Annotated in this window: 22 protein-coding genes and 2 pseudogenes; 16 read left to right on the top strand and 8 right to left on the bottom strand. The window is 30.4% G+C overall.

Annotation, left to right across the window (positions count from 1 at the left end; genetic code table 11):
- Window positions 1–52: 52 nt before the first annotated feature.
- From secA to PG912_RS09175, 4 genes are all read right to left on the bottom strand, one after another.
- Window positions 53–3,403, bottom strand: coding sequence for a preprotein translocase subunit SecA (gene secA / locus PG912_RS09190; protein WP_275687306.1), 3,351 nt, complete (start codon window positions 3,401–3,403; stop codon window positions 53–55).
- 127 nt (window positions 3,404–3,530) lie between these two features.
- Complete coding sequence (locus PG912_RS09185; RefSeq protein ID WP_028889331.1) at window positions 3,531–3,752, bottom strand: DUF2795 domain-containing protein; 222 nt, start codon at window positions 3,750–3,752, stop codon at window positions 3,531–3,533.
- Between the two features lie 100 nt (window positions 3,753–3,852).
- Complete coding sequence (locus PG912_RS09180; protein WP_260586542.1) at window positions 3,853–4,425, bottom strand: cob(I)yrinic acid a,c-diamide adenosyltransferase; 573 nt, start codon at window positions 4,423–4,425, stop codon at window positions 3,853–3,855.
- Between the two features lie 15 nt (window positions 4,426–4,440).
- The gene (locus tag PG912_RS09175; RefSeq protein ID WP_275687305.1) at window positions 4,441–4,848 is read right to left on the bottom strand and encodes an acyl-CoA thioesterase; all 408 of its coding nucleotides are present in this window, start codon (window positions 4,846–4,848) and stop codon (window positions 4,441–4,443) included.
- A 174-nt stretch (window positions 4,849–5,022) separates the two neighbouring features.
- Between PG912_RS09175 and dnaA the strand changes: the two genes are divergently transcribed.
- The 3 genes from dnaA to PG912_RS09160 are packed head-to-tail and all read left to right on the top strand — an operon-like array spanning window position 5,023 to window position 7,613.
- Window positions 5,023–6,447: a chromosomal replication initiator protein DnaA gene (gene dnaA, locus PG912_RS09170; RefSeq protein WP_275687304.1), complete on the top strand. Its 1,425-nt coding sequence runs from the start codon at window positions 5,023–5,025 to the stop codon at window positions 6,445–6,447.
- A 2-nt stretch (window positions 6,448–6,449) separates the two neighbouring features.
- The gene (locus PG912_RS09165; RefSeq protein WP_275687303.1) at window positions 6,450–6,905 is read left to right on the top strand and encodes a low molecular weight protein-tyrosine-phosphatase; all 456 of its coding nucleotides are present in this window, start codon (window positions 6,450–6,452) and stop codon (window positions 6,903–6,905) included.
- Window positions 6,906–7,613: an SAM-dependent methyltransferase gene (locus tag PG912_RS09160; protein ID WP_275687302.1), complete on the top strand. Its 708-nt coding sequence runs from the start codon at window positions 6,906–6,908 to the stop codon at window positions 7,611–7,613. It abuts the gene before it with no gap.
- Between the two features lie 54 nt (window positions 7,614–7,667).
- Here the strand turns inward: PG912_RS09160 and PG912_RS09155 are convergent.
- From PG912_RS09155 to dapF, 4 genes and pseudogenes are all read right to left on the bottom strand, one after another.
- Window positions 7,668–8,257, bottom strand: a pseudogene (locus PG912_RS09155) (peptidoglycan-binding protein LysM).
- A gap of 197 nt (window positions 8,258–8,454) precedes the next feature.
- A complete protein-coding gene (gene mltG / locus PG912_RS09150) occupies window positions 8,455–9,483 on the bottom strand; it encodes an endolytic transglycosylase MltG (RefSeq protein ID WP_275687301.1) in 1,029 nt (342 codons plus the stop codon).
- On the bottom strand, window positions 9,476–10,000 hold the full coding sequence (locus tag PG912_RS09145; RefSeq protein ID WP_275687300.1) for a GNAT family N-acetyltransferase: 525 nt from the start codon (window positions 9,998–10,000) through the stop codon (window positions 9,476–9,478). The genes mltG and PG912_RS09145 overlap by 8 nt, the downstream gene beginning before the upstream one ends.
- On the bottom strand, window positions 10,000–10,770 hold the full coding sequence (dapF, locus tag PG912_RS09140; protein ID WP_275687299.1) for a diaminopimelate epimerase: 771 nt from the start codon (window positions 10,768–10,770) through the stop codon (window positions 10,000–10,002). Before dapF ends, PG912_RS09145 begins: the two co-directional genes overlap by 1 nt.
- 133 nt (window positions 10,771–10,903) lie before the next feature.
- Between dapF and PG912_RS09135 the strand changes: the two genes are divergently transcribed.
- The 13 genes and pseudogenes from PG912_RS09135 to PG912_RS09075 all read left to right on the top strand — a co-directional run bounded on the left by PG912_RS09135 (window position 10,904) and on the right by PG912_RS09075 (window position 23,272).
- Window positions 10,904–12,283, top strand: a complete 1,380-nt coding sequence (locus PG912_RS09135; protein WP_275687298.1) for a trypsin-like peptidase domain-containing protein — start codon at window positions 10,904–10,906, stop codon at window positions 12,281–12,283.
- Window positions 12,284–12,418: 135 nt separating this feature from the next.
- On the top strand, window positions 12,419–13,861 hold the full coding sequence (locus PG912_RS09130) for a glyceraldehyde-3-phosphate dehydrogenase (RefSeq protein ID WP_260586533.1): 1,443 nt from the start codon (window positions 12,419–12,421) through the stop codon (window positions 13,859–13,861).
- A 96-nt stretch (window positions 13,862–13,957) separates the two neighbouring features.
- Entirely contained in the window at window positions 13,958–14,332 is a 375-nt protein-coding gene (locus PG912_RS09125; RefSeq protein ID WP_275687297.1) for a hypothetical protein, read from the top strand.
- 394 nt (window positions 14,333–14,726) lie between these two features.
- Window positions 14,727–15,290 carry a hypothetical protein gene (locus PG912_RS09120; protein WP_275687296.1) on the top strand — a complete coding sequence of 188 codons (564 nt, stop codon included), beginning with the start codon at window positions 14,727–14,729 and terminating at the stop codon, window positions 15,288–15,290.
- 24 nt (window positions 15,291–15,314) lie between these two features.
- A pseudogene (gene ligA / locus PG912_RS09115) lies at window positions 15,315–17,311 on the top strand (NAD-dependent DNA ligase LigA).
- 45 nt (window positions 17,312–17,356) lie between these two features.
- Complete coding sequence (locus PG912_RS09110; RefSeq protein WP_275687295.1) at window positions 17,357–18,013, top strand: lysoplasmalogenase; 657 nt, start codon at window positions 17,357–17,359, stop codon at window positions 18,011–18,013.
- 180 nt (window positions 18,014–18,193) lie between these two features.
- Entirely contained in the window at window positions 18,194–18,862 is a 669-nt protein-coding gene (locus PG912_RS09105) for a lysoplasmalogenase (protein WP_275687294.1), read from the top strand.
- Window positions 18,863–18,864: 2 nt separating this feature from the next.
- Window positions 18,865–19,941, top strand: a complete 1,077-nt coding sequence (locus tag PG912_RS09100; RefSeq protein WP_275687293.1) for an esterase-like activity of phytase family protein — start codon at window positions 18,865–18,867, stop codon at window positions 19,939–19,941.
- Between the two features lie 28 nt (window positions 19,942–19,969).
- A complete protein-coding gene (locus tag PG912_RS09095; RefSeq protein WP_275687292.1) occupies window positions 19,970–20,482 on the top strand; it encodes a DUF6913 domain-containing protein in 513 nt (170 codons plus the stop codon).
- Window positions 20,482–21,357, top strand: coding sequence for a 4-hydroxy-tetrahydrodipicolinate synthase (dapA, locus tag PG912_RS09090; RefSeq protein ID WP_275687291.1), 876 nt, complete (start codon window positions 20,482–20,484; stop codon window positions 21,355–21,357). Before PG912_RS09095 ends, dapA begins: the two co-directional genes overlap by 1 nt.
- Before the next feature lie 131 nt (window positions 21,358–21,488).
- A complete protein-coding gene (locus tag PG912_RS09085; RefSeq protein ID WP_260586524.1) occupies window positions 21,489–22,004 on the top strand; it encodes a ferritin in 516 nt (171 codons plus the stop codon).
- Window positions 22,005–22,135: 131 nt separating this feature from the next.
- On the top strand, window positions 22,136–22,948 hold the full coding sequence (locus PG912_RS09080) for an outer membrane protein assembly factor BamD (protein WP_275687290.1): 813 nt from the start codon (window positions 22,136–22,138) through the stop codon (window positions 22,946–22,948).
- 3 nt (window positions 22,949–22,951) lie between these two features.
- Window positions 22,952–23,272, top strand: a complete 321-nt coding sequence (locus PG912_RS09075) for a DNA-directed RNA polymerase subunit omega (RefSeq protein ID WP_260586522.1) — start codon at window positions 22,952–22,954, stop codon at window positions 23,270–23,272.
- The last annotated feature ends 1 nt before the right edge of the window (window position 23,273 follow it).

Here is a 23,273-nt window from a genome sequence, read left to right as displayed (position 1 = left end):
AAAAGCTTGGTAATTTAATTACCAAGCTTTTTTACTATAAAATTAAGAATGTTTATTTGTTGTACAACACCCAAGTTCCTTTTTCTAATAAAGGGATGGCTTGTTTGTATTTAACTTCTTTCTCTTCGCCAGACATTACATTTTTGATGGTAACTTTTTCGTTACGACCAATTTTTGGTTGCTCACGAACAATTGTTTCAACAACTTGCTCTTCTTGAGTTTGCTGATTACGAGCCCTGTTTATAGCTTGTTGAGAAGAATTTTGAACATCGTCTTTACGAGTGTCTAATTGTTCTCTTTTTTGTTCGGTAGCTTCTGATACTTGTGAGGCATCTTGACTTGGTAAATGTCCTTTAAATAAGAAAGATAAAACTTCTTTATTTACTTTGTCTACTGTTTTTTGAAACAATTCGAAAGCTTCAAACTTATAAACTAATAATGGATCTTTTTGTTCGTACGAAGCATTCTGAACAGTTTGTTTTAACTCGTCCATTTTACGTAAGTGATCTTTCCAGTTTTCATCAATAATAGATAAAGTAATATTTTTTTCAAAATCGTTTACTAATGATTTCCCTTCAGATTCGTATGCTTCTTTTAAATTGGTAACTACTTGTAATGTTTTTACACCATCGGTAAAAGGGACTACGATACGTTCGTAACGATCACCTTCGTTTTCAAAAACATTTTTAATTACGGGAAAAGCACTATCAGCATGTCTTTCTGTATCATTTTTATAATGAGCAGAAACAATTACATATAACTTGTCAGTTAATTCTTCTTCTGTTAATTTGTTAAATTCTTCTTCAGAGAAAGGAGAAGTCATTGACGAAAAACGAATTAATTCGAACTCGAAGTTCTTATAATCGTTATTTGCTTTGTTTTGCTTAACAATTGAGCTACAAGTATCGTAAATCATGTTTGCAATGTCAATTTGTAAACGCTGCCCATCTAATGCATGACGACGACGTTTGTAAACAAACTCACGTTGTGCATTCATAATATCGTCATATTCTAATAAACGCTTACGAATACCAAAGTTGTTTTCTTCAACCTTTTTTTGTGCTCTTTCAATAGATTTAGAGATCATAGAATGCTGAATTACTTCGCCTTCTTTTAATCCCATTCTGTCCATCATTTTTGCAATTCTTTCAGAACCGAATAAACGCATTAAATTATCGTCTAAAGCAACATAAAATTGTGTTGAACCAACATCTCCTTGACGACCTGCACGACCACGTAACTGACGGTCTACACGACGAGAATCATGACGCTCTGTACCTACAATTGCTAAACCACCAGATTTTTTCACTTCTTCTGATAATTTAATATCGGTACCACGACCTGCCATGTTTGTTGCAATTGTTACTACACCAGCGTTACCTGCTTCTGCAACAACATCTGCTTCACGTTTGTGTAATTTTGCGTTTAATATATTATGAGGAATTTTACGCATTTGTAACATTCTTCCTAATAATTCTGATATTTCTACAGATGTTGTTCCGATAAGAACCGGACGACCTTGGTTAGATAGCTCTACAACATCATCAATAACAGCGTTGTATTTTTCGCGAGTAGTTTTGTAAACTAAATCTTCTTTATCATCCCTTTGAATAGGTCTGTTTGTAGGAATTTCTACAACATCTAATTTGTAGATTTCCCAAAATTCACCTGCTTCAGTGATTGCAGTACCTGTCATACCAGATAACTTACGATACATTCTAAAGTAGTTTTGTAAAGTAACTGTTGCAAATGTTTGTGTTGCATCTTCAATATTTACAGCTTCTTTAGCTTCTAATGCTTGGTGTAATCCGTCAGAGTAACGACGACCGTCCATAATACGACCAGTTTGCTCATCAACAATCATTACTTTATTATCCATGACCACATACTCAACATCTTTTTCAAAAACAGTATAGGCTTTTAAAAGTTGATTCATGGTATGAATACGTTCGCTTTTTACGCTAAAATCGCGATATAATTCTTCTTTTTTACTTGCTTTCTCTTCTGGAGTTTCTTCACTGTTATCAATCTGACCAACGATAACACTAATATCTGGTAAAACGAAAAAAGTATCATTTTGTGTTTTATCTGATAAATGTGCAATACCTCTATCAGTTAAATCAATTTGATTATTTTTTTCTTCAACAGTAAACCATAATTCAGCATCAACCTCTGGCATCAACTTGTTATTATCTTGCATATAAAAGTTTTCTGTCTTTTGAAGAATTTGCTTGATTCCTTCTTGAGATAAAAACTTAATTAAGGCTTTGTTTTTTGGTAAACCTCTGTAAACTCTTAATAATAAGAAACCACCATCTTTAGTGTTTCCTTCTTTTAATAATGCTTTTGTTTCTGCTAAAACACCTACTAAGTATTTGTTTTGAAGTGAAACTAAATCGGCAACTAAAGGTTTTAATTCATTAAACTCATGACGATCTCCTTGTGGTACTGGATCAGAAATAATTAAAGGCGTACGAGCATCATCAACTAAAACAGAATCTACTTCATCAATAATTGCATAATTAGGTGCTCTTTGAACTAAGTCGTTTTTAGAGCTTGCCATGTTATCACGTAAATAATCGAAACCAAATTCGTTATTTGTTCCGTAAGTAATATCGGCATTATAGGCTTTTCTACGTTCTTCTGAATTAGGTTGGTGAAAGTCGATACAATCGGTACTTAAACCATGAAATTCGAAAATTGGCGCCATCCAAGCGCGGTCACGCTTTGCTAAGTAATCATTTACGGTTACTACATGCACACCATTACCAGTTAAGGCATTTAAGAAAACAGGTAGGGTAGATACTAGTGTTTTACCTTCACCAGTCATCATTTCAGCAATTTTACCATTGTGTAAAACCGAACCACCAATTAACTGTACATCATAATGAATCATATCCCAGGTTACTTCTTTACCAGCAGCATCCCATGAACTTGCCCAATAAGCTTTGTCATTTTCTAAGGTAATATGTTCTCTTGTAGCAGATAATTCTCTATCAAAAGAAGTAGCAGTTACTTCTATATTATCGTTATTCGTAAAACGTTTTGCAGTTTCTTTAACTAAGGCAAAAGCTTCTGCCATGATATCTAATAAAACAGCTTCTGATGTTTTGTACGATTCGTCTTTTAAACGATCAACTTCAGTGTATATTTCTTCCTGACGATCAATATCTGCAGTTAAAGCCTCTTCTTCTAACTTTACAATTGTTTCAGTAAAAGTTTTTGTAGCTTCTTTTATCTTCGATTTAAATTCGATTGTCTTTGCTCGTAGACCGTCATTAGATAAACTATTTAATGAATCTTCGAAAGATCGTACTTTTTCAACAATCGGTTGTAGAGATTTTAGGTCTTTTTGTTGTTTATCACCAACAAAAATTTTTAGAATCGAATTTAAAACGCTCATTTGTAAAATATTGTTTTATAGCTAGTTAACGTTTTGTTAGTAGCGTTTGTTATATAATTATGTTTATTTGCTTAAAAGTAAGCAAAAAAAAAGCCTCTTAAATTAGAGACTTTTTATGATTGTATTTTTAGTATTCGTCTTCGTTCCAAAGATAATCTTCTTCGGTCGGATAGTCTGGCCATATTTCGATTATCGAATCATATGAATCTCCTTCATCTTCAATATCTTGTAAATTTTCAACCACTTCCAAAGGCGCTCCTGTACGAATAGCGTAATCAATTAGTTCGTCTTTGGTAGCAGGCCAAGGTGCATCTGCTAAATATGATGCTAGTTCAAGTGTCCAATACATTTATTTATCTGTTTAATAAGATTCTCGCAAAAATAATTTTTTTTTGGAGAAAGTCAAGTTTTTTTTAAAAAAATGTGAAATCAATAAAAAAAGAACTTAGTTACAGTTTTTCAGGAATCCATTTAACTTCCTCTGCGTTTAAATCTTGGGTCAACTTTCGTGCCAGCACAAAAAGATAGTCAGAAAGTCGGTTTAAATACATTAAAACGGCATTGTTAATCTCTTCTTCTTCATTTAAAGCGACAGCTAAGCGCTCTGCTCTACGACATACGCAACGCGCTATGTGACAAAATGACACGGTTTCGTGTCCGCCAGGTAAAATGAAATGAGTCATTTGCGGTAAGCTTGTGTTCATGAAATCCATCTGATCTTCTAAAAACTTAATAGAAGCGTCTGTTATTTTGTTTATATTTAAACGCTCTTTGCCATTTTTTAAGGTTTCTTTTTCTGGTGGAGTTGCAAGCATTGCGCCAAGTGTAAATAATTCACTTTGAATTTTAGTAAGCGATTTTCTTAATAATTCATCGGTGTTTTTATCTCTTATCAAGCCTATATATGAATTTAATTCATCAACAGTACCATAGCTTTCAATTCGTAAATGGTGTTTCGGAACTCTAGTTCCGCCAAAAAGAGCAGTCGTACCTTTGTCACCAGTTTTGGTATATATTTTCATTAATGATTATTTTTTTTATTGTTTATGTAAAGTTAGTTTTTCTAAAACATATTGGGGGCAACGTATCGGTTTTTTTGTTTTCATGTTAACAAAAGCTAGAATAGTGTTGCCTGTGCAAATTAGTTTATTGTTTTGATTGATGATTTCGTAGTCAAATTCAATCTTAACATTAGGTGTTTTTTTTAAGGTAGTTATAATTGTTATTTCATCATCATATAAAGCCGGTTTTTTAAAATTAGCGGATAATGAAATTACAGGTAGCATTACGCCATTATTTTCCATATATTTGTATGTAATGCCTGTAGAACGTAACAACTCTGTACGACCTATCTCAAAGTATTGCGCGTAATTACCGTGATATACAACACCCATTTGATCAGTTTCAGCATATCGAATACGAATTGTAATTGTATTTTTTTGCAAAATGAATTTTAAATTTAAGTTGCACTAACGATACGTAAAAAATAATTAAGAATCAATAGGAGATTGATTTTTTTATACTGAATTTTATTCACACTTTTGTTCGCTCATACAGGTAGCACTGTACCCCCCTTAAAAACGAATAAAAATTAACAACTAAAATAGTTTTTAACTAAAATGACTAAAACTGCCGATTCAGTTTGGAATGAATGTTTATCTTTTATAAATGATAATATTAAACCCCAAGCGTATAAAACTTGGTTTGAGCCAATTAAGCCAATTAAATTGGCAGGGGGAGCTCTTACTGTTCAGGTACCAAGTAAATTTTTTTACGAATGGTTAGAGGAACATTACATTAAATTATTAAGGGTCGCTTTAGTTAGAGAATTAGGAAGTGATGCAAAGCTAATTTATGATGTGCGTATGGAAAATACGTATAGTAGTAATAGTCCGCAAACAGTAAAAATTCCGAGTTCAAATCGTAATCCATTAAAACCTCAAAAAGTAACAGTTCCTTTAGAATCTAAAAGAGAGTTAAAAAATCCTTTTATTATTCCTGGGTTACAAAAGGTTAAAATAGAATCTCAATTAAACCCGAATTATAATTTTAATAATTTTGTTGAAGGTGATGCTAACCGATTAGCAAGATCTGCTGGTATGGCAGTAGCAAATAAACCAGGAGGAACTTCATTTAATCCATTATTAATTTATGGAGGAGTTGGTTTAGGGAAAACTCATTTAGCACACGCCATAGGGGTAGAGATAAAAGATAAATATGCTGATAAAACAGTTTTATATATTTCTTCAGAAAAATTTACACAACAATTTATCGATTCTGTAAAATCAAATACTAGAAATGATTTTATTCATTTTTATCAAATGGTTGATGTTTTAATTATTGATGATGTTCAGTTCTTATCAGGAAAAACAGGTACACAAGATGTGTTCTTTCATATTTTTAATCATTTACATCAAAATGGAAAGCAAGTAATTTTAACTTCTGATAAAGCGCCTGTAGATATGCAAGACATAGAACAGCGTTTATTATCTCGTTTTAAATGGGGATTATCAGCAGAATTACAAGCGCCAGATTTTGAAACACGTGTTTCTATTCTTCAAAATAAGTTATACAGAGATGGTGTTGAAATGCCAGAAGATATAGTTGAGTACATAGCAAAAAATATAAAATCGAATGTTCGTGAATTAGAAGGTGTTATTATTTCGATGATCGCACAAGCTTCTTTTAATAGAAAAGAATTTACGGTTGAGTTAGCGAAAGAGATTGTTGATAAATTCGTTAAGAATACTAAGAAAGAAGTTTCTATCGATTATATTCAAAAAGTCGTTTCTAAATATTTCGATATGGACGTTGCTACTTTACAATCTAAAACACGTAAAAGACACATTGTTCAAGCACGTCAGTTAGCGATGTTTTTTGCCAAGCGTATGACCAAATCTTCATTAGCAAGTATTGGAAGTCAGATAGGTAAAAGAGATCATGCTACGGTATTACATGCTTGTAAAACTGTTGATAATTTAACAGAAACTGATAAGCAGTTTAAAAAATACGTTGAAGATTTAACTAAAAAGTTAACCTTGTAATTATGAAAAAAATACTGATGGTTTGTTTGGGAAACATTTGTCGTTCACCATTAGCCGAAGGTATTTTGCAATCAAAATTAACAAGCGAATTTTTTAAAGTTGATTCAGCAGGCACTGCTGGTTATCATGTTGGTGAATTACCAGATGAAAGATCTATTAAAGTAGCTAAAAAATACGGAATAGATATAACAAACCAACGCTCAAGGAAATTTGTGAAATCAGATTTTAAAGAATTTGATTTAATTTTTGCAATGGATAAAAGTAATTATCACAATATTCTTTCTATAATTGATGATAACGAAGATGCTCGAAAAGTAAAAATGATTTTAAACGAGCAATATCCAACAGAAAACAGAAATGTTCCAGATCCATATTACGGAGGTAATCAAGGTTTTGAAAATGTATATAAAATGTTAGATGAAGCTTGTGAAATTATAGCTTCAAAATTAATAAACTAAATGAAAGGTAAATTATACTTAATACCAACAACTTTAGGCGAAACCGAACCATTAGAGGTAATGCCTATATCAGTTAAAAAAGTAATAGAGCATCTTGATCATTTTATTGTAGAAAATGAAAAATCAGCAAGAAGATTCATAAAAAGAATTACTCCAAATAAAGCACAGCCATCGTTAGAGTTATTGTTATTGGACAAATATTCGAATGATATTGAAATTCGAAATTATTTAGATGTATGCGATAAAGGAATATCAATTGGTTTATTATCAGATGCAGGTGTTCCTGCAGTTGCAGATCCTGGCGCAAGCATTGTGAAATTGGCACATGAAAGAGGTGTTCAAGTAGTGCCTTTAGTGGAGCCATCATCAATATTAATGGCAATGATGGGTTCTGGTATGAATGGACAGAATTTTGCTTTTAACGGTTATTTACCTATCGATAAATCGGATAGAAAAAGAGCAATAAAAGAACTAGAAAAAATTTCTAGAGATAAAAATCAATCTCAAATTTTTATTGAAACTCCGTATCGAAATGAAAAGATGTTAGATGATTTACGTACAATTTTATCTCCTGAAACACGTGTGTGTGTAGCGTGTGACATAACATTACCATCAGAATATATAAAAACACATACGGTTAAGGAATGGAAAAATATAAAAACAGATTTACATAAACGACCTACCATTTTTATACTTCATAAAACATAAAAAAATCGCATCTTACTAAGATGCGATTTTTTTATGTTTTATAATTTTAGCGTTTTAAACGCGCGCTTTTTTATTAGGTTTGATGTTAGAAACATCATAACCGGCGAATTTTTTCATGTATGATTTTATAGATGTTCCAAAAGCATCGTTAAATCTAATCGATCCGTTTGAACGCAAGTATTTTTTAACGTTACCAGCGCCACTTAAATGTGCTGCAGCCAAAATACCAGATTCGGTAATTTTAGTACCATTAATAGTTTTACCTACACTTCTTCTAATATCTTTTCTTAAAATCCATTTATTTACTTTACAATAAGCTACGAATGCTTTTTCTTGTAATTCAGGAGTTTTAAGGAAATTTTGAGTGTTGTAAATTCTAAATCTTTTAAGGTTTCTCTTCCAAACTGATATTTACCTAAATACCCTAGTTTGTTTACAACTCGGTATTTACCTTGAGATTCTTTAAAAGCTAAGGCTTCTTTAAAGCCAACAAAGTCTTTTAATAAAAATGGAATGTTAACGTTTTCAGCATAGTATGCTGTTATAATTGGTGTAGATGTTATTTTATCTTTCTTAACCTCTGGAGTTGTAAAACTTACTAGCGCTACAAAACCTATTAATAAAAATACTAAATACTTGATAATTAGTTACTTTCTGTTTAGCGGTGCAAAGGTACATTAATTAACTTAAAGTAATGGTAGTCAGTGCGTTAAGTTTGTTTGTAAATATGAATATCATTAATAATTATTAGTTTTGTTATTTAAAAGATAATAAAAACTGAATTAAATTATCTGTTTTGTAATATTATAGAGGTTTTATTAAAAATAAAATTTTGTTAAAATTACCGATTTATTCCACGTTGTGTAATCCATCTTTGATATTTAGCAGCGTTTCTGTTGTGTTGTGCTAAAGAGTTGGCAAAATCATGAAAACCTATTTTATCAACACTAGCACACATATAAAAGTAGTTGTGTTTTTTGAAGTTTAAAACTGCATCTATAGATGATACATCTGGCATTGCAATAAGTGATGGAGGTAACCCTGTATTTTGGTACGTATTATACGGAGATTTTATTTTAAGATCTTTATTTAAAACACGTTTTACAACAAAATCTTGTCCTTTAAGTTGTTTAATTGCATATATAACTGTTGGATCTGCTTGTAAAGGCCAACCGTCTCTTAATCTATTTAAATACAAGCCAGCTACAATTGGTCGTTCGCTTTTTTGCGCAGTTTCTTTTTGAACGATAGAAGCTAGTGTAGTAACTTCTTTTTTCGTTAAATTTAATTTTTTAGCTTTTTCTAAACGTAATGAACTCCAAAAACGATTGTATTCAATAAGCATTTTACTACGGAATTTTTCAGCAGAGGTATTCCAATAAAATTCATAACTATTAGGAATGTACATACCTAAAGCATTTTTTTGATTGAAACTGTTTTTAACTAAAAAGTCATTCTCTCTCATTACTTTTACTAAAGAAATAGAATCAGTTTCAATTTGCTGAGCAATCCTTCCTGCCAGCTTTTCTAATGAATCTTGGTTGTTGAAAGAAAGTTTTATTGGTGTTTGGTTTCCACTTCGAAGTAAGTTTACCACATCGTTTAAACTCATTCCTTTTTTAAGAATGTATTTTCCGCCTTTCGGTTTTGTAAATTTTTTCTTTTCGGCAACCCAAATAAAGTTTTCAGGTTTATCAATGTAATTAGATAACTGTTTTTTTAATCCATCAAAAGTATCATCGGATTTTATATAAATAGCGCCGCTTTTAGTAACCGCTTGGCTAAATATTTTTTGATAAAAATTAAAACCAATAATTCCGCCAATTAAAAATATAATGGCAATAGCTGTGTATATTATTTTCTTATTCATTTATCAATTGAAATAAAATTTCGTCTTTATATATATTGTTGTTTAGAATCCAATCTTTTTTAATACCGATTTCTTTAAAATCGTGTTTTGTAAAAAGGTGAATACTGTTTTTATTATCGCTTGTAATATTAGCGTATAATTGGTGTATTTGTAAGTATGTAAAACAATAGTTAATTAATAGTTGTAAAGCTTCAGATGCAAATCCGTTTTGTTGATAATCAGGATGAATTAATATTCCGATACCGGCTCTTTTATGTTGCGGATTAAAATCAAAAAGATCAATCATGCCAATAGTATTTAACGATGTGTTATCTTCGATAACTAAGCGTAATTGTTTAGCTTCATAAATATCTAAATGAGCATTTTCTAAATATTGCTTTAAAATAAATTTAGAAAACGGAGCTTGTGTATGGCTAACTTCCCAAAAAGATTCATTGTTTTCTATTTGAAATAGAAACTCCAAATCATCGGGTTCAAGCGCTCTTAAATTTATATGTGTACCTTTTAATGTATTCATTACAATTCAATTTCGCCTTTAAACACACAAACGGCTGATCCTTTTAAAAAGATATTGCTGAATTTTCCGTTTTTTTCATCAAAACTAACTTCAAGTAAACCACCTTCAACAGGTAATTTAATTAGTTGTTCGGTAGTTTTTTTTGTAGCATACATTGCAATTGCAACCGCAGTTACTCCGGTACCGCATGCTAAGGTTTCATTTTCAACACCTTTTTCATAGGTTCTTACCCTAAAAGTATTGGTGTTTATTTGTTGCGTAAAATTAACGTTAGCCCCAGGAGAATCGTAACTATATCTTATTTTTTTTCCGTTTTCAAAAACAGGGTAATTATCTAAGGATTCAACCAATTCTACATGATGTTGTGTGCCAGTAAAAGCATAAACAGCATCTTTGTTTATGTTGATTTCGTTTACGTCTACCATATGTAAAGAAATAATGTCGTTGTCAATTTCGGCATAATGTGTACCATCAAAAGCAGTAAAAGTTGTTTTACAATCAATAAGGTTTAATTTTTTAGCAAAGGCAACAGCACATCTTCCTCCATTTCCACACATAGTTTCGGTTCCATCTGCATTAAAATAAATCATTTTAAAGTCGGTTTTGGCATCATTTTCTAAAAGAATTAATCCATCAGCACCAATACCAAAATGCCTGTCACATAGTTTAGTGATTAATTCAATATCATTTTTAGGGAATGTTATTGTACGATTATCTATAATAATAAAGTCGTTTCCTGTTCCTTGGTATTTATAAAAATTCAAAATCATAGAAAGCAAAGATACATATTTTATTAGCTAGCTAGAAGTGTTAAATAGCGGTTAAAATCAGTTAAAACAACGTTAAACAACTTTTTTAAAAATGTTAAAATATTATATTTGAATAGATAAATTTTGTAAGAATATGAAGAAAATACTTAAAACCTTAGTAATTGCAATAATTGGAGGTGTTATAACACTTGCAGGATACAAAGTAGCACTAGAAAAACCAGAAGTAATTGTTGGTGAAAATATAGACGCTACTTTACAAACTATAAAAGCAAATTATACACCCACAGTTTTAAATTCGTCTGCTACACCGACAGATTTTACGGAAGCGGCAGATAAAACAGTGCATGCAGTAGTGCATGTTAAAAACACAGCGGTAAGAACGCAACAAAATCCGTATGCACAACTTTTTGGAAGAAAAGAGGGGCGAAAATATGAACAAATAGGTACGGGGAGTGGTGTAATAATTTCTGCGGATGGTTATATCGTTACAAATAATCATGTAATAGCAGGAGCAAGTGAAATTGAAATTACATTAAATAATCGTAAAAAGTTAAAAGCGGTTTTAATAGGAACCGATAAAAATAATGATATCGCTTTGTTAAAAGTAACTACTGATGAGGATTTACCGTATTTACCTTTCGGAAATTCTGATAATGCAAAAATAGGAGAATGGGTTTTGGCAGTAGGAAATCCTTATAACTTAACATCAACAGTAACAGCAGGTATTGTAAGCGCAAAAGGAAGAGATTTAGATGGAAATAGAAATATTGAAGCTTTTATTCAAACAGATGCAGCAGTAAACCCAGGTAATAGTGGTGGAGCTCTGGTAAACACTCGTGGAGAGTTAATTGGTATTAATACAGCTATTTCATCTAAAACTGGTTCTTTTATTGGGTATTCATTTGCAGTGCCATCTAACATTGCTAAAAAAGTAGTTGATGATTTATTAGAATTTGGTTCGGTACAACAAGCTTTAATAGGTTTTGTTCCTTATGATGATAAAGAAGGAGTGATTGAAGGTGTAAAGATTGATGAAATAGAATCGGATAGTGAGGCTTTAAAAGCAGGCTTGCATGAAGGAGATATTATTAAAAAAGTAAATGATGTTAAAATCACTAAATTTTCTGATTTAAAAGGACAGTTAACAGCAAAAAGACCAGGAGAATATGTAGCTGTGACAGTGAATAGAGATGGTGAAGATTTAATAAAAACGGTTAAATTAAGTAAAAAAAGTACGTTTACTTCGTTTTCTTTCGGAGTACAATTAAAAGATTTAACAGCAGCAGATAGAGAAAGATACAACTTAACAGGAGGTGCAAAAATTACAGCAGCAAATAACAAAGGATTTCAGTATTATAAAGTAGGTGCAGGGTATGTTTTAACTAAAATAAATGGTAAAAAGGTTCTTAATGCATCAGAAGCTGTTGCGGCTTTAGATGCCTATACAGGAAATCAACAAATGATATTAGAGTTGATAAGTCCTAGTGGTAAAAAAGAATATTTTAGATTTTAAAATTGATGATAAAGGGTATAAATGTCGTTGAAAATTATTTTTTCAGCGACATTTTTATATGATAAAACCGATACGAAATCGTTTGAAATTCCTATTTTTGTAGCAAATTTTTTAAAATTTAGTTAACACACAACTATGTCAACAATAACAAATTACGAAAATGAAGTAGTAAGTCAAGCGCAAGTAAGACGAGCTACGGTTGAGTTTATTAATATCGTTAATGATTTATGGTACGATAAATCGATAGAATTAGTTTTATTTAGAAATCCATTAGTAGATAAAAGAGCTAGTGAGGTTTTAAATTTAATAGACTATGCTAAAGAATTCGTAGCAAAACCAATTTCAATTAACGACGCTTTAGAAATAGCAAAAGCAATACAATCGATCGATTTACCAGCATCAAAATTAGATATCGGTAAATTAGCCTATGAATATCATTTGCAAGATGATAACAATGCAGATAAATTAGCTTTTGTTCAAAATCAATTAAAAGACGCAACTGAGGCAGAAGCTATTCAGCCTAAAGATGTTGTCTTATATGGTTTTGGTCGTATCGGTCGTTTATTAGCACGTGAGTTAATGAGTAAAATGGGTAAAGGTTCTCAATTAAGATTAAGAGCAGTTGTTACTCGTGGCGAAATTAACGAAGCTGTATTAGAAAAAAGAGCGTCATTATTAAGTATCGATTCAGTACATGGAGATTTCTTAGGAACTGTTCAGGTTGATGTAGATAACAATGCGTTAATTATTAACGGAACTACAGTGTATATGATTTCTGCAGGTAAACCAGAAGATATCGATTATACTAAATACGGAATCAACGATGCATTAATTATAGATAACACAGGTGCTTTTAAAGATAAAGAAGCATTAAGTCGCCATTTAGTGCCAAACGGAGCAAGTAAAGTTTTATTAACTGCGCCAGGAAAAGGAATTCCGAATATTGTACACGGAGTAAATCATTCAGAAAACAATCCTGATAATGTAGATATTTTCTCTGCAGCTTCATGTACAACCAATGCTATTACACCAGTATTAAAAGTGTTAGAAGATAACTTCGGAATTAAAAAAGGACATTTAGAAACGATTCATGCCTATACTAACGATCAAAACTTAGTAGATAACATGCATAGTAAGTACCGTAGAGGTAGAGCAGCAGCTTTAAATATGGTAATTACTGAAACAGGTGCAGGTAAAGCAGTTGCAAAAGCATTGCCAGCTTTAGAAGGTAAATTAACATCAAGTGCCATTCGTGTACCGGTACCAAATGGATCTTTAGCTATTTTAAACTTACAGTTAAATTCTAATACTACAGTAGAGGCTGTAAATGCAATAATGAAACAATATGCTTTAGAAGGTGATTTGGTAGAGCAAATACAGTATTCATTAAACAATGAATTAGTATCTTCAGATATCGTAGGTACAACAGCTCCTTCAATTTTCGATAGTAAAGCAACTATTGCAGATGGTGATACGATTGTAATTTATGTGTGGTATGATAATGAGTATGGATATTCACATCAAGTAATGCGTTTAGCAAAGCATATAGCAAAAGTACGTCGTTATACATATTATTAACATAGTATAATATTTTGTAAAAAAAAAGCCAAAACATTTTTTTGTTTTGGCTTTTTTAATTAAATTTGAATTTATTAAACCCCTAACCCCTTAATTATGAGAAAAGTATTCCCTGTACTTTTATTGTTACTGAGTGTAACAGTATCGTCTTTTTCACAAGAAATTAATGAAGTAGAATTTTTAACATCAGGTAAATGGCAAGTAGAGTCAGTACAAATTGGTGAAGAAATTCAAGAGTTTTCAGAAAACAACAGCTGGATGGTTTTTCATGCTGATGGAAAGTATGAGGTTGTAATGAGTAATAATGAAAAAAATGGTAACTGGAAGTTTGAAGAAGCAACTAAAGTAATTAAGTTAGAAGAAGATGAGAATTTAGCAAATGGTTTAAAAATTGAACTATTAACTAAAAAAGAATTATTATTCTCTGCAACAGAAGGAGATGTAGTATATACGATGAAATTAAGAAGATAGTATATAAAAAATAAAATAGTATGTGAAAACCGAAGCTTTGGCTTCGGTTTTTATGTTTTAAAAAATAGGTGTTATTTGGTTAGTCTTTTAATTTATGTTTTTTTAGGACGATTTCTTTCTTTTTAGGGGTGAAAAATATTTTTAGGAGATTAATTAAAGTCATTTATACATTAGTAGTTTTGTATAACGAATTTATATCGCATATTTGTACTATAATACACAAGGGAAATCATATTGGTGAATTAATCAATAATGAAACTTTTTTTGTTTTAAATAGTATATGAAGTGTTAGGGGTATCAAAAGAGACGTGATTTTAAAATTACACTGCAACTTTTGATATTGGCCGCTTAATACCTGAAAGTTTTTCTTAAATTAGCTTTAAACTTTTTAAAAATGAAAACACTTTTTTCTTTTCTTATAATTACATTGATGACAACAATAGTTAATTCACAATCAAAATTACCTTATTATGAAATTCCAGAAGCAGCAACAGAATTTACAGCTGGTGCTGTTGCAAGTAGAATGGTAGACGGATTAGGTTTTAGGTATTATTGGGCTACAGAAGGATTAATAGAGAAAGATTTAGGCTTTAAACCGAATAAAGAATCAAGAACAACATTAGAAACAATCGATCATATTTTAGGATTGTCTCAGGTAACTCTAAATGCAGTTTTAAATAAACCGAATGGAGAAAAGCAGCCAGAAATGACATTTACTGAAAAACGTAAAAAAACATTAGAAAATTTACAACAAGCAAGCGAAATTTTAAGAGTAAGTAAAGATGTATCTCAGTATAAAATTATATTTGGCGAGAAAAAATTCCCGTTTTGGAATGCTATTAACGATCCAATTGCTGATGCAACTTGGCATGTTGGTCAAATTGTTTCTTTTCGTCGTTCTTCGGGGAACCCAATATCAAAAGGAATTCAGTTTTTAACAGGAACAGTAAAAAAGTAATAAATTGTTAGCGCTATTATTTTAATGACAATTCAACAAAAAATACAATTGCTTCGCGAGGAGCTAAATCAACACAATTATAATTATTATGTGTTAGATAATGCAACTATTTCAGATTATAACTTTGATATAAAACTGAAAGAGTTAGAAAAATTAGAAATAGAAAATCCTCAGTTTTTCAACTCAAATTCACCAACACAAAGAGTGGGAGGAGAAATTACTAAAAATTTCGAAACAGTTACTCACAAAAACCGTATGTATTCTTTAGATAATTCATATTCTAAAGACGATTTATTAGATTGGGAGAAACGTATTCAAAAAATGTTAGGTTCTGACGATATTGAATATACTTGTGAACTTAAATATGATGGAGCTTCGATAAATTTAACATTTGAAAATGGTCAGTTTGTAAAAGCTGTAACACGAGGAGATGGTTTTCAGGGAGATGATGTAACTACTAATATTCGTACCATAAAATCAATTCCATTAATAACTAATGGAGATTTCGTTTCAGATTTTGAGATGCGAGGAGAAATCATTCTACCTCTTGATGGGTTCCGTAAAATGAATGAAGAAAGAATCGAGAACGAGGAAGAGGAGTATAAAAATCCAAGAAATACCGCTAGCGGAAGTTTAAAGTTACAAGACAGTGCTGAGGTTGCTAAACGCCCGTTAGATTGTTTGTTGTATCAGGTAGTTACAGAAGAGCGAAAATATAAAACCCATTATGAGAATTTAGAGAATGCACGAAAAGTAGGTTTTAAAGTACCAAAAACAATCGCTTTAGCAAAAACTATTGATGCTGTTTTTGATTTCGTAGAAGATTGGGATCTTAAACGTCATGATTTGCCTTATGAAACAGATGGAGTTGTAATTAAAGTAAACAATTTACAGCAGCAAGATGAGCTTGGTTATACGGCAAAAGCACCACGTTGGGCAATTGCATATAAATTTAAAGCGGAGCAGGTTTCAACAGTTTTAGAAGAAATAACATATCAAGTTGGGCGAACAGGAGCCATAACTCCGGTTGCAAATTTAAAACCTGTTCAATTGGCAGGCACTACAGTAAAAAGAGCTTCGCTACATAATGCAGATCAGATTGAAAAGTTAGATATTCGAATTAATGATACTGTTTTTGTTGAAAAAGGAGGTGAGATTATTCCGAAAATTATTGCGGTAGATATATCAAAAAGATCCTGTAATTCTGAACCTACAGAATACGCAACCAATTGTCCTGTATGCAATACCGAGCTTGTAAGAAGTGAAGGAGATGCCAAACATTATTGCCCGAATGAGTTTGGTTGTGCGCCACAAATAACAGGAAGAATCCAGCATTTTATCAGTAGAAAAGCCATGGATATTGATGGTTTAGGAGGCGAAACGGTAGATTTGTTACGTAAAGAAGGATTAATTCAAAATTATGCAGATTTATATGATTTAACAGTCGAGCAAGTAATTCCGTTAGAAAGAATGGCTGAAAAATCTGCTCAGAATATGGTAGCAGGAATAGAGAAGTCAAAAAAGATTCCGTTCGAAAAAGTGTTGTTTGCTTTAGGAATTCGATTTGTTGGTGAAACCGTGGCAAAAAAACTAGCAAAGCATTTTAAATCAATAGATAATTTATTAGCGGCCGATTTAGAAACGCTAGTTTCTGTAGATGAAATAGGTAGTAGAATTGCCCAGAGTATTATTGATTTCTCGGATGATTTAGGAAATATTCAGTTGATTGATCGATTAAAAGTACATGGAATTCAATTAGAAGTTTCTGTAGAAAGTTTAAAAGGACAAACAAACAAACTAGCAGAGAAAGTGTTTGTAGTTTCTGGCGTTTTTTATCAAATGAGTAGAAATGAACTTAAAAAAGCAATTGAAGATAACGGCGGAAAAGTAAGTTCGTCAATATCTAAAAAAACAAGTTTTATTGTGGCTGGTGATAATATGGGCCAAGTAAGTTGGTGAAAGCAGAAAGTTTAGAAATACCAATTATTTCGGAACAAGATTTTATTGATATGATTAACTAGATTTTTTTAAAAAAAACATAAATTTATACAAACTAATAACGAAATATGAATAAAAAACTAAAAATAATCATAGCATCACTCGTATTTTTATTAGTTGCAATTATAGATGTGTATGCGGTAGTAGTTCAAAATAAAAATTTAGAAATAATTTTTAAACCGTTATTAATGACAACATTGGTAATTGTTTATTTGTTATCGGTTAAAAAAGCTAATTTCTGGTTTGTTTCAGCCTTGTTTTTTTCGTTTTGGGGTGATGTATTTTTATTAGATAAAATAAACTATTTTGTATTTGGATTAGCATCATTTTTAATAGCGCATATTATGTATATAAAAATGACTTCTCAGTTTTTAAAAAAACAATTTTTTACGAAAGTAATAAGAGCCGCAATTATTTTTATTACCTTATTTACAGGTGTGCTGTTTTTAATAAAAGATAATTTAGGAGAAATGTTAGTGCCTGTAATTGTTTACGGAATTGCAATTTCTGCATTTGGTACTTGTGCTTTATTAAATTATCAACAAGACAAAACAATAGCAAATTTATGGTTATTATTAGGTGCTATTCTATTTATAGCATCTGATAGTTTAATAGCGTTGAATAATTTTTATCAACCAACACATTTGTTTAATGTTTTAATAATTGTTTTATATGTTGTGTCTCAGTATTTAATAGTAAATTCAATGCTTAAACATAACAAGTAGTATGCGTGATTTTTTTAATGTCGTACTAGTTGACAGTTGAATTATTTTGTTAAAAAAAAGATAAAAATAGTAGTAGTAATTTATATAAAAAACTATATTGCTACAATCTGAAAGAAAAATTAAAAAGCTAAAAAAAAGAAACTATTAAAATTATTTTAAATAAAATCATATAAGATAAGTATGACAAAAAAAACTAAAATAGTAATAGCAACTATATTATTTTTTATTGTTTCGATAGCTGATATTTTTGCTGTAGTTTTTCAGAATAAAACAATGGAAATTGTTTTTAAACCATTACTAATGATTACGTTATTAGTAGTGTATTTTATTTCGACGAAAAAAGTTAATTGGTGGTTGGTCTTAGGACTATTTTTTGCTTTTTTAGGAGATGTTCTTTTGTTAGCTGACCAAAGTTATTTTGTTTTTGGAGTAGCTTCTTTTTTAGTAACTCACGTATTATATATAAAAATAATAGTAGGTTTTCTTGAAAAGAAATCATTTACAAGAATAGTCCTTTCTACAATTCCATACATGTCATATTTTTTAACAATCATGTATGTCGTTTTTGATAACTTAAAAGACATGTTAATTCCTGTTGCTGAATATGGACTTGTGGTGTCGATATATGGAGCGGTTACATTTTTAAATTATCAGCAAGAAAAATCAAAAGGAAATTTGTTATTGTTTTTTAGTGCAATGTTTTTTGTTATTGCTGATGGCTTTATTATTTTAAATATATACTATGAGTATAATAAAATACTTGACTTTTTTGTGATTTTATTATATATCATAGCACAATATTTAACCATAAAAGGATTAATTGTAAGAGAAAAAGCTAATAAATTTTAAAAATGAAAATAATAAGATTACTAATTATTGCTTTGTGTTTTGTGTCTTGTAAAAAAGAAAAATTACAACTGCATTTTTTAAACGAATATATAGTTAAAGATTCTTTATTGATAGATAACACTATCATAGGCGGTATTTCTGGAATCGATTTTAGTAACAACCAATATTATATGGTTGTTGATGATGCTAAAAATCCTAGAATTTTACTAGGTAATATTCAAATTGAAAAAGACTCAATAAAAGCGATAAATTTTAAAAGAGTAATAGAAATAGATACTACAAGTAAGTTTTATAAAGATAATGCGTTAGATTTAGAATCGATTTTTATTACTTCCGATAATAAAATTAACTTAGTAAGTGAAGGAGCTATCCATTACGGTAAAAACCCAACAATTTTTACAGTAGATAGTGTGGGTTTTTTTAAAGAAAAAATAAATACTCCAGCTTATTTTAATGCAAATTCGAAGGCAAAACCAAAACACAATGCTGCTTTCGAAAGTTCTTCAAAAAGTATAGATAAAAAAGGTTTTTGGGCGGCAATGGAGGCGCCATTAAAAGCTGATGGAGAAGAACCTACATTTCATAAAACACAGTCGCCAATAAGAATTACATATTTTGATAATCAGACAAAAAAAGCGACGAAGCAGTTTGCATATCAATTAGAAAAAATTGACAAGCCAGCAAAAGGGAAAGTGAACTTAAATGGTGTAACCGCTATCTTAGAATATCAAAAGAATCATTTTTTTATTGTTGAAAGAATTTATCAAAGTGGATATGGAACTTTAGGAAATACCATCAGGATTTTTAAAGCAACAATTAAAGAGGAATCAACAAATACATTAGAGGTTCAATCCCTAAAGGAAGAGGCGTATATTCCATTAAAGAAAGAATTATTATTTGATTTTGAATCAATTCAAGAGCAATTAACAGACTCGATTATAGATAATATTGAAGGAATTACTTTCGATCCCAGGTTATCTAACGGTAATCGTTCTTTAATATTAGTATCTGATGATAATTTTCAGGTATATGGTAAGCAATTAAATCAATTTTTATTGTTAGAAATTGAAGAGAAGTAAAACGTATTAAGGTTAGTAATTAGTAAGAATGATAAATAGACTAAAGCAAAAATCAATTCAAAAAATTTACAATAAAACTATTGTAAAAAACGAAGCTAAAAATCATAAAGAAAGAAAAGTTAAAAAAGTCGCTATTTTATTAGATAATGAATCGCTGGAGAACATTGTATTAGCCAATTTAACAAATAAACTACCTTTCGAAAAAGAAAATATTACTGTTTTAATTTATAGAGAATTTTCTAAAAAAGAAGAAGTTTTGCCTAAGTTTTTTACAGATAAAGATATTGGTATGAAAGCGAGTTTAAAATCAGACAATTTAAAAAACTTCGTTAAAAACGATTACGATTTGTTTATAAACTATGTGAAAACGCCAAACTTATATACGAATATGGTAACTTTGTTGTCGCAAGCAAGTTTAAAAACTGGTTTTGCTGGAGTTGATGATAGATTGTATGATCTTGTTATTTCTGATGAAGGATTTAATGAGGCAGTTTTAAATCAAGAATTAAAAAAATACTTAACGATATTAAATAAAATATAATGCAAAAATTTGTTGGTACCGGAGTCGCATTAGTAACTCCTTTTAACGAAGATTTAAGTGTAGATTTTAATGCACTTAAAAAACTAGTGAATTATAATATTGATAACGGAACAAATTACTTAGTTATTAACGGAACCACAGCCGAAAGTGGAACGATAACAGCAAAAGAAAAAGAAGAAATAATAAAGGTAATAGCACAAGAAAATAATGGGCGATTACCGTTAGTTTTAGGTGTTGGTGGTAATAATACACAAACAGTAATTGAGGAGTTAAATTCGTTAGATTTATCAAGTATTGATGGTGTTTTATCAGTAGCTCCTTATTATAGCAAGCCAACGCAAGAAGGTTTTTATCAGCATTTTAAAGCAATTTCATTAGCTAGTCCAAAGCCAATTATTTTATATAATGTACCAGGGAGAACGGCTAAAAATATGGAGCCAGCAACAATTTTACGTTTAGCAAATGATTTTAAGAATATTGTAGGTGTTAAAGAAGCTGGTAATATTCAACAACAATATTTAGAGTTGTTGAAAAATAAACCAAAAGATTTTTTAATTATTTCAGGAGATGATGATTTAGCTTTAGGTGTTGTTTTGGCAGGAGCATCGGGAGTAATATCTGTAATAGGGCAAGGTTTACCTAAAGAATTTTCGAAAATGATTCAATTAGGCTTGGAAGGAAAAAATAAGGAAGCGTACGAGATTCATTACAAATTAATGGATATTGTAGCCTATATTTTTAAAGAAAACAATCCAGCGGGAATTAAATCTGTTTTGCTAAAAAAAGGAATTTGTTTGGATGAAGTTCGTTTGCCTTTGGTAAAAGCAACAGAAGAGTTACAAACAAAAATATCAGATTTTATAGACAATCTATAATTTGTCTAAACAAAAATACACGTTATAAAAGGCTACAGTTTTTTAATTGTAGTCTTTTTTTAGCATCTTTGTTTAATAATTTATCCTTCCAGTTAAAAGAAGAATAAATATAATTTTCAAAAAATAAAAATATGTTATCAAAAGTAATAGAAGAAGCTTTAAATCAGCAAATAAAAATAGAAGCAGAATCATCACAAGTATACTTGTCAATGGCATGTTGGGCAGAAACTCAAGGTTTTGAAGGAGTTGCACAATTTATGTACGCACATTCTGATGAAGAACGTATGCACATGTTAAAACTAGTAAAGTTTGTAAATGAAAGAGGAGGACATGCAAGAGTTTCTGATTTAGCAGCACCACCGGCAGAATTTGGTTCTTTTAAAGACATGTTTCAAACCTTATTTGATCATGAAGTAATGGTATCAAAATCAATAAACGATTTAGTACATATTACTTTAGAAGAAAGAGATTACGCAACACATAACTTTTTACAATGGTATGTTTCTGAACAAATAGAAGAAGAAGCATTAGCTAGAAACATTTTAGATAAAATTAATTTAATTGGCGATGACAAAGGAGGTTTGTATTTATTTGATAATGATGTAAAGCAAATAGTAGCTCAAGACGCTGCTAACACTGCTGTGTAAGATTAACAAACATTTAGGAACTGTATATAGTTTTTATAACAAATTTAATGGTTTATTGCAATACTCTATTCAGAGTACAAAAATCGTTTTAATAATCCATATTTAATCACTAATTTTGCCAAATGCAAAAAATGAAAAATTTAGCGTATTTAGTTGTAATGCTTTTGATATTATCTTCATGCGGAGAATATAACAAAGTATTAAATAAAGGAACTATACAAGAACAATACAAAATGGCTACAAAAATGTACGAAACACAAAAGTACAGTAAAGCCTTACGATTGTTTGAGAAAATAACCCCTTCATACCGAGGGAAACCACAAATGGAACGTATTCAATATATGGTTTCTCAATCTAACTTTAATGAAAAAAATTATAGTTTAGCAGGGTATTACTTTAATAGGTTTACAAAAAACTACCCTAAAAGTTCTAAAAGAGAAGAGGCGGCATTTTTATCAGCATTAAGTTATTACAAGGCAGCGCCAAAATTTAGCTTAGATCCAACAGATACAAATAAAGCATTAGCATCTTTTCAATCTTTTATTGATAAATATCCAAATTCAGATAAACAAGAAGAAGCTAATAAATATTATACTGAATTACGTAATAAGCTAGAGAAAAAGGCTTTTGAAATAGCTAAAACATATTACAATACAGCAGGGTATGACTCTAGAAATTATAGCGCAGCAATAGTTGCTTTCGATAATTTATTAGAAGATTATTTAGGTACTAAATATAAAGAAGAAGCGTTATATTTTCGTTTAAAAGCAGCACACGATTTTGTATTGAAAAGTACACAACGTAGAAAAGCTGAAAGAATTGAAACGGCAGTAAAAGCGTATGATAAGCTAAAGAGAAGCTTTCCTGAATCTAAATTCATGAAAGAATCTAATGAAATGTTAGCAACATTAAACAAAGAACAAGAACAATTAGTTAAAAGTTAAAAAATGGATTATAAAGAAACGAAAGCGCCGTTAAGTACTATTACTTATAACAAAGAAGCTATCGAAGCTCCAACAGAAAATATTTACGAAGCTATTTCAGTTATCGCTAAAAGAGCAAATCAAATTAATTCTGATTTAAAGAAAGAATTAGTTGATAAGTTAGATGAATTTGCTACTTACAATGACAGTTTAGAAGAAGTTTTTGAAAATAAAGAACAAATTGAAGTTTCTAAATTTTACGAACGTTTACCAAAACCACACGCTATTGCTGTAGATGAGTGGTTAAACGGAAAAGTATATCATAGAACTCCAGACGCAGAATAAT

The sequence above is a fragment of the Tenacibaculum retecalamus genome, assembly GCF_027941755.1.
GTDB lineage: Bacteria > Bacteroidota > Bacteroidia > Flavobacteriales > Flavobacteriaceae > Polaribacter > Polaribacter haliotis_B.
The sequence above is the reverse complement of the archived record's forward strand: the minus strand, read 5'-3'. Positions and strand labels throughout refer to the sequence as shown.

Coding starts and splice junctions, on each gene's coding strand:
- secA (WP_275687306.1), bottom strand. CDS start 3,403: ATGAGCGTTTTAAATTCGATTCTAAAAATTTTTGTTGGTGATAAACAA.
- PG912_RS09185 (WP_028889331.1), bottom strand. CDS start 3,752: ATGTATTGGACACTTGAACTAGCATCATATTTAGCAGATGCACCTTGG.
- PG912_RS09180 (WP_260586542.1), bottom strand. CDS start 4,425: ATGAAAATATATACCAAAACTGGTGACAAAGGTACGACTGCTCTTTTT.
- dnaA (WP_275687304.1), top strand. CDS start 5,023: ATGACTAAAACTGCCGATTCAGTTTGGAATGAATGTTTATCTTTTATA.
- PG912_RS09165 (WP_275687303.1), top strand. CDS start 6,450: ATGAAAAAAATACTGATGGTTTGTTTGGGAAACATTTGTCGTTCACCA.
- PG912_RS09160 (WP_275687302.1), top strand. CDS start 6,906: ATGAAAGGTAAATTATACTTAATACCAACAACTTTAGGCGAAACCGAA.
- mltG (WP_275687301.1), bottom strand. CDS start 9,483: ATGAATAAGAAAATAATATACACAGCTATTGCCATTATATTTTTAATT.
- PG912_RS09145 (WP_275687300.1), bottom strand. CDS start 10,000: ATGAATACATTAAAAGGTACACATATAAATTTAAGAGCGCTTGAACCC.
- dapF (WP_275687299.1), bottom strand. CDS start 10,770: ATGATTTTGAATTTTTATAAATACCAAGGAACAGGAAACGACTTTATT.
- PG912_RS09135 (WP_275687298.1), top strand. CDS start 10,904: ATGAAGAAAATACTTAAAACCTTAGTAATTGCAATAATTGGAGGTGTT.
- PG912_RS09130 (WP_260586533.1), top strand. CDS start 12,419: ATGTCAACAATAACAAATTACGAAAATGAAGTAGTAAGTCAAGCGCAA.
- PG912_RS09125 (WP_275687297.1), top strand. CDS start 13,958: ATGAGAAAAGTATTCCCTGTACTTTTATTGTTACTGAGTGTAACAGTA.
- PG912_RS09120 (WP_275687296.1), top strand. CDS start 14,727: ATGAAAACACTTTTTTCTTTTCTTATAATTACATTGATGACAACAATA.
- PG912_RS09110 (WP_275687295.1), top strand. CDS start 17,357: ATGAATAAAAAACTAAAAATAATCATAGCATCACTCGTATTTTTATTA.
- PG912_RS09105 (WP_275687294.1), top strand. CDS start 18,194: ATGACAAAAAAAACTAAAATAGTAATAGCAACTATATTATTTTTTATT.
- PG912_RS09100 (WP_275687293.1), top strand. CDS start 18,865: ATGAAAATAATAAGATTACTAATTATTGCTTTGTGTTTTGTGTCTTGT.
- PG912_RS09095 (WP_275687292.1), top strand. CDS start 19,970: ATGATAAATAGACTAAAGCAAAAATCAATTCAAAAAATTTACAATAAA.
- dapA (WP_275687291.1), top strand. CDS start 20,482: ATGCAAAAATTTGTTGGTACCGGAGTCGCATTAGTAACTCCTTTTAAC.
- PG912_RS09085 (WP_260586524.1), top strand. CDS start 21,489: ATGTTATCAAAAGTAATAGAAGAAGCTTTAAATCAGCAAATAAAAATA.
- PG912_RS09080 (WP_275687290.1), top strand. CDS start 22,136: ATGAAAAATTTAGCGTATTTAGTTGTAATGCTTTTGATATTATCTTCA.
- PG912_RS09075 (WP_260586522.1), top strand. CDS start 22,952: ATGGATTATAAAGAAACGAAAGCGCCGTTAAGTACTATTACTTATAAC.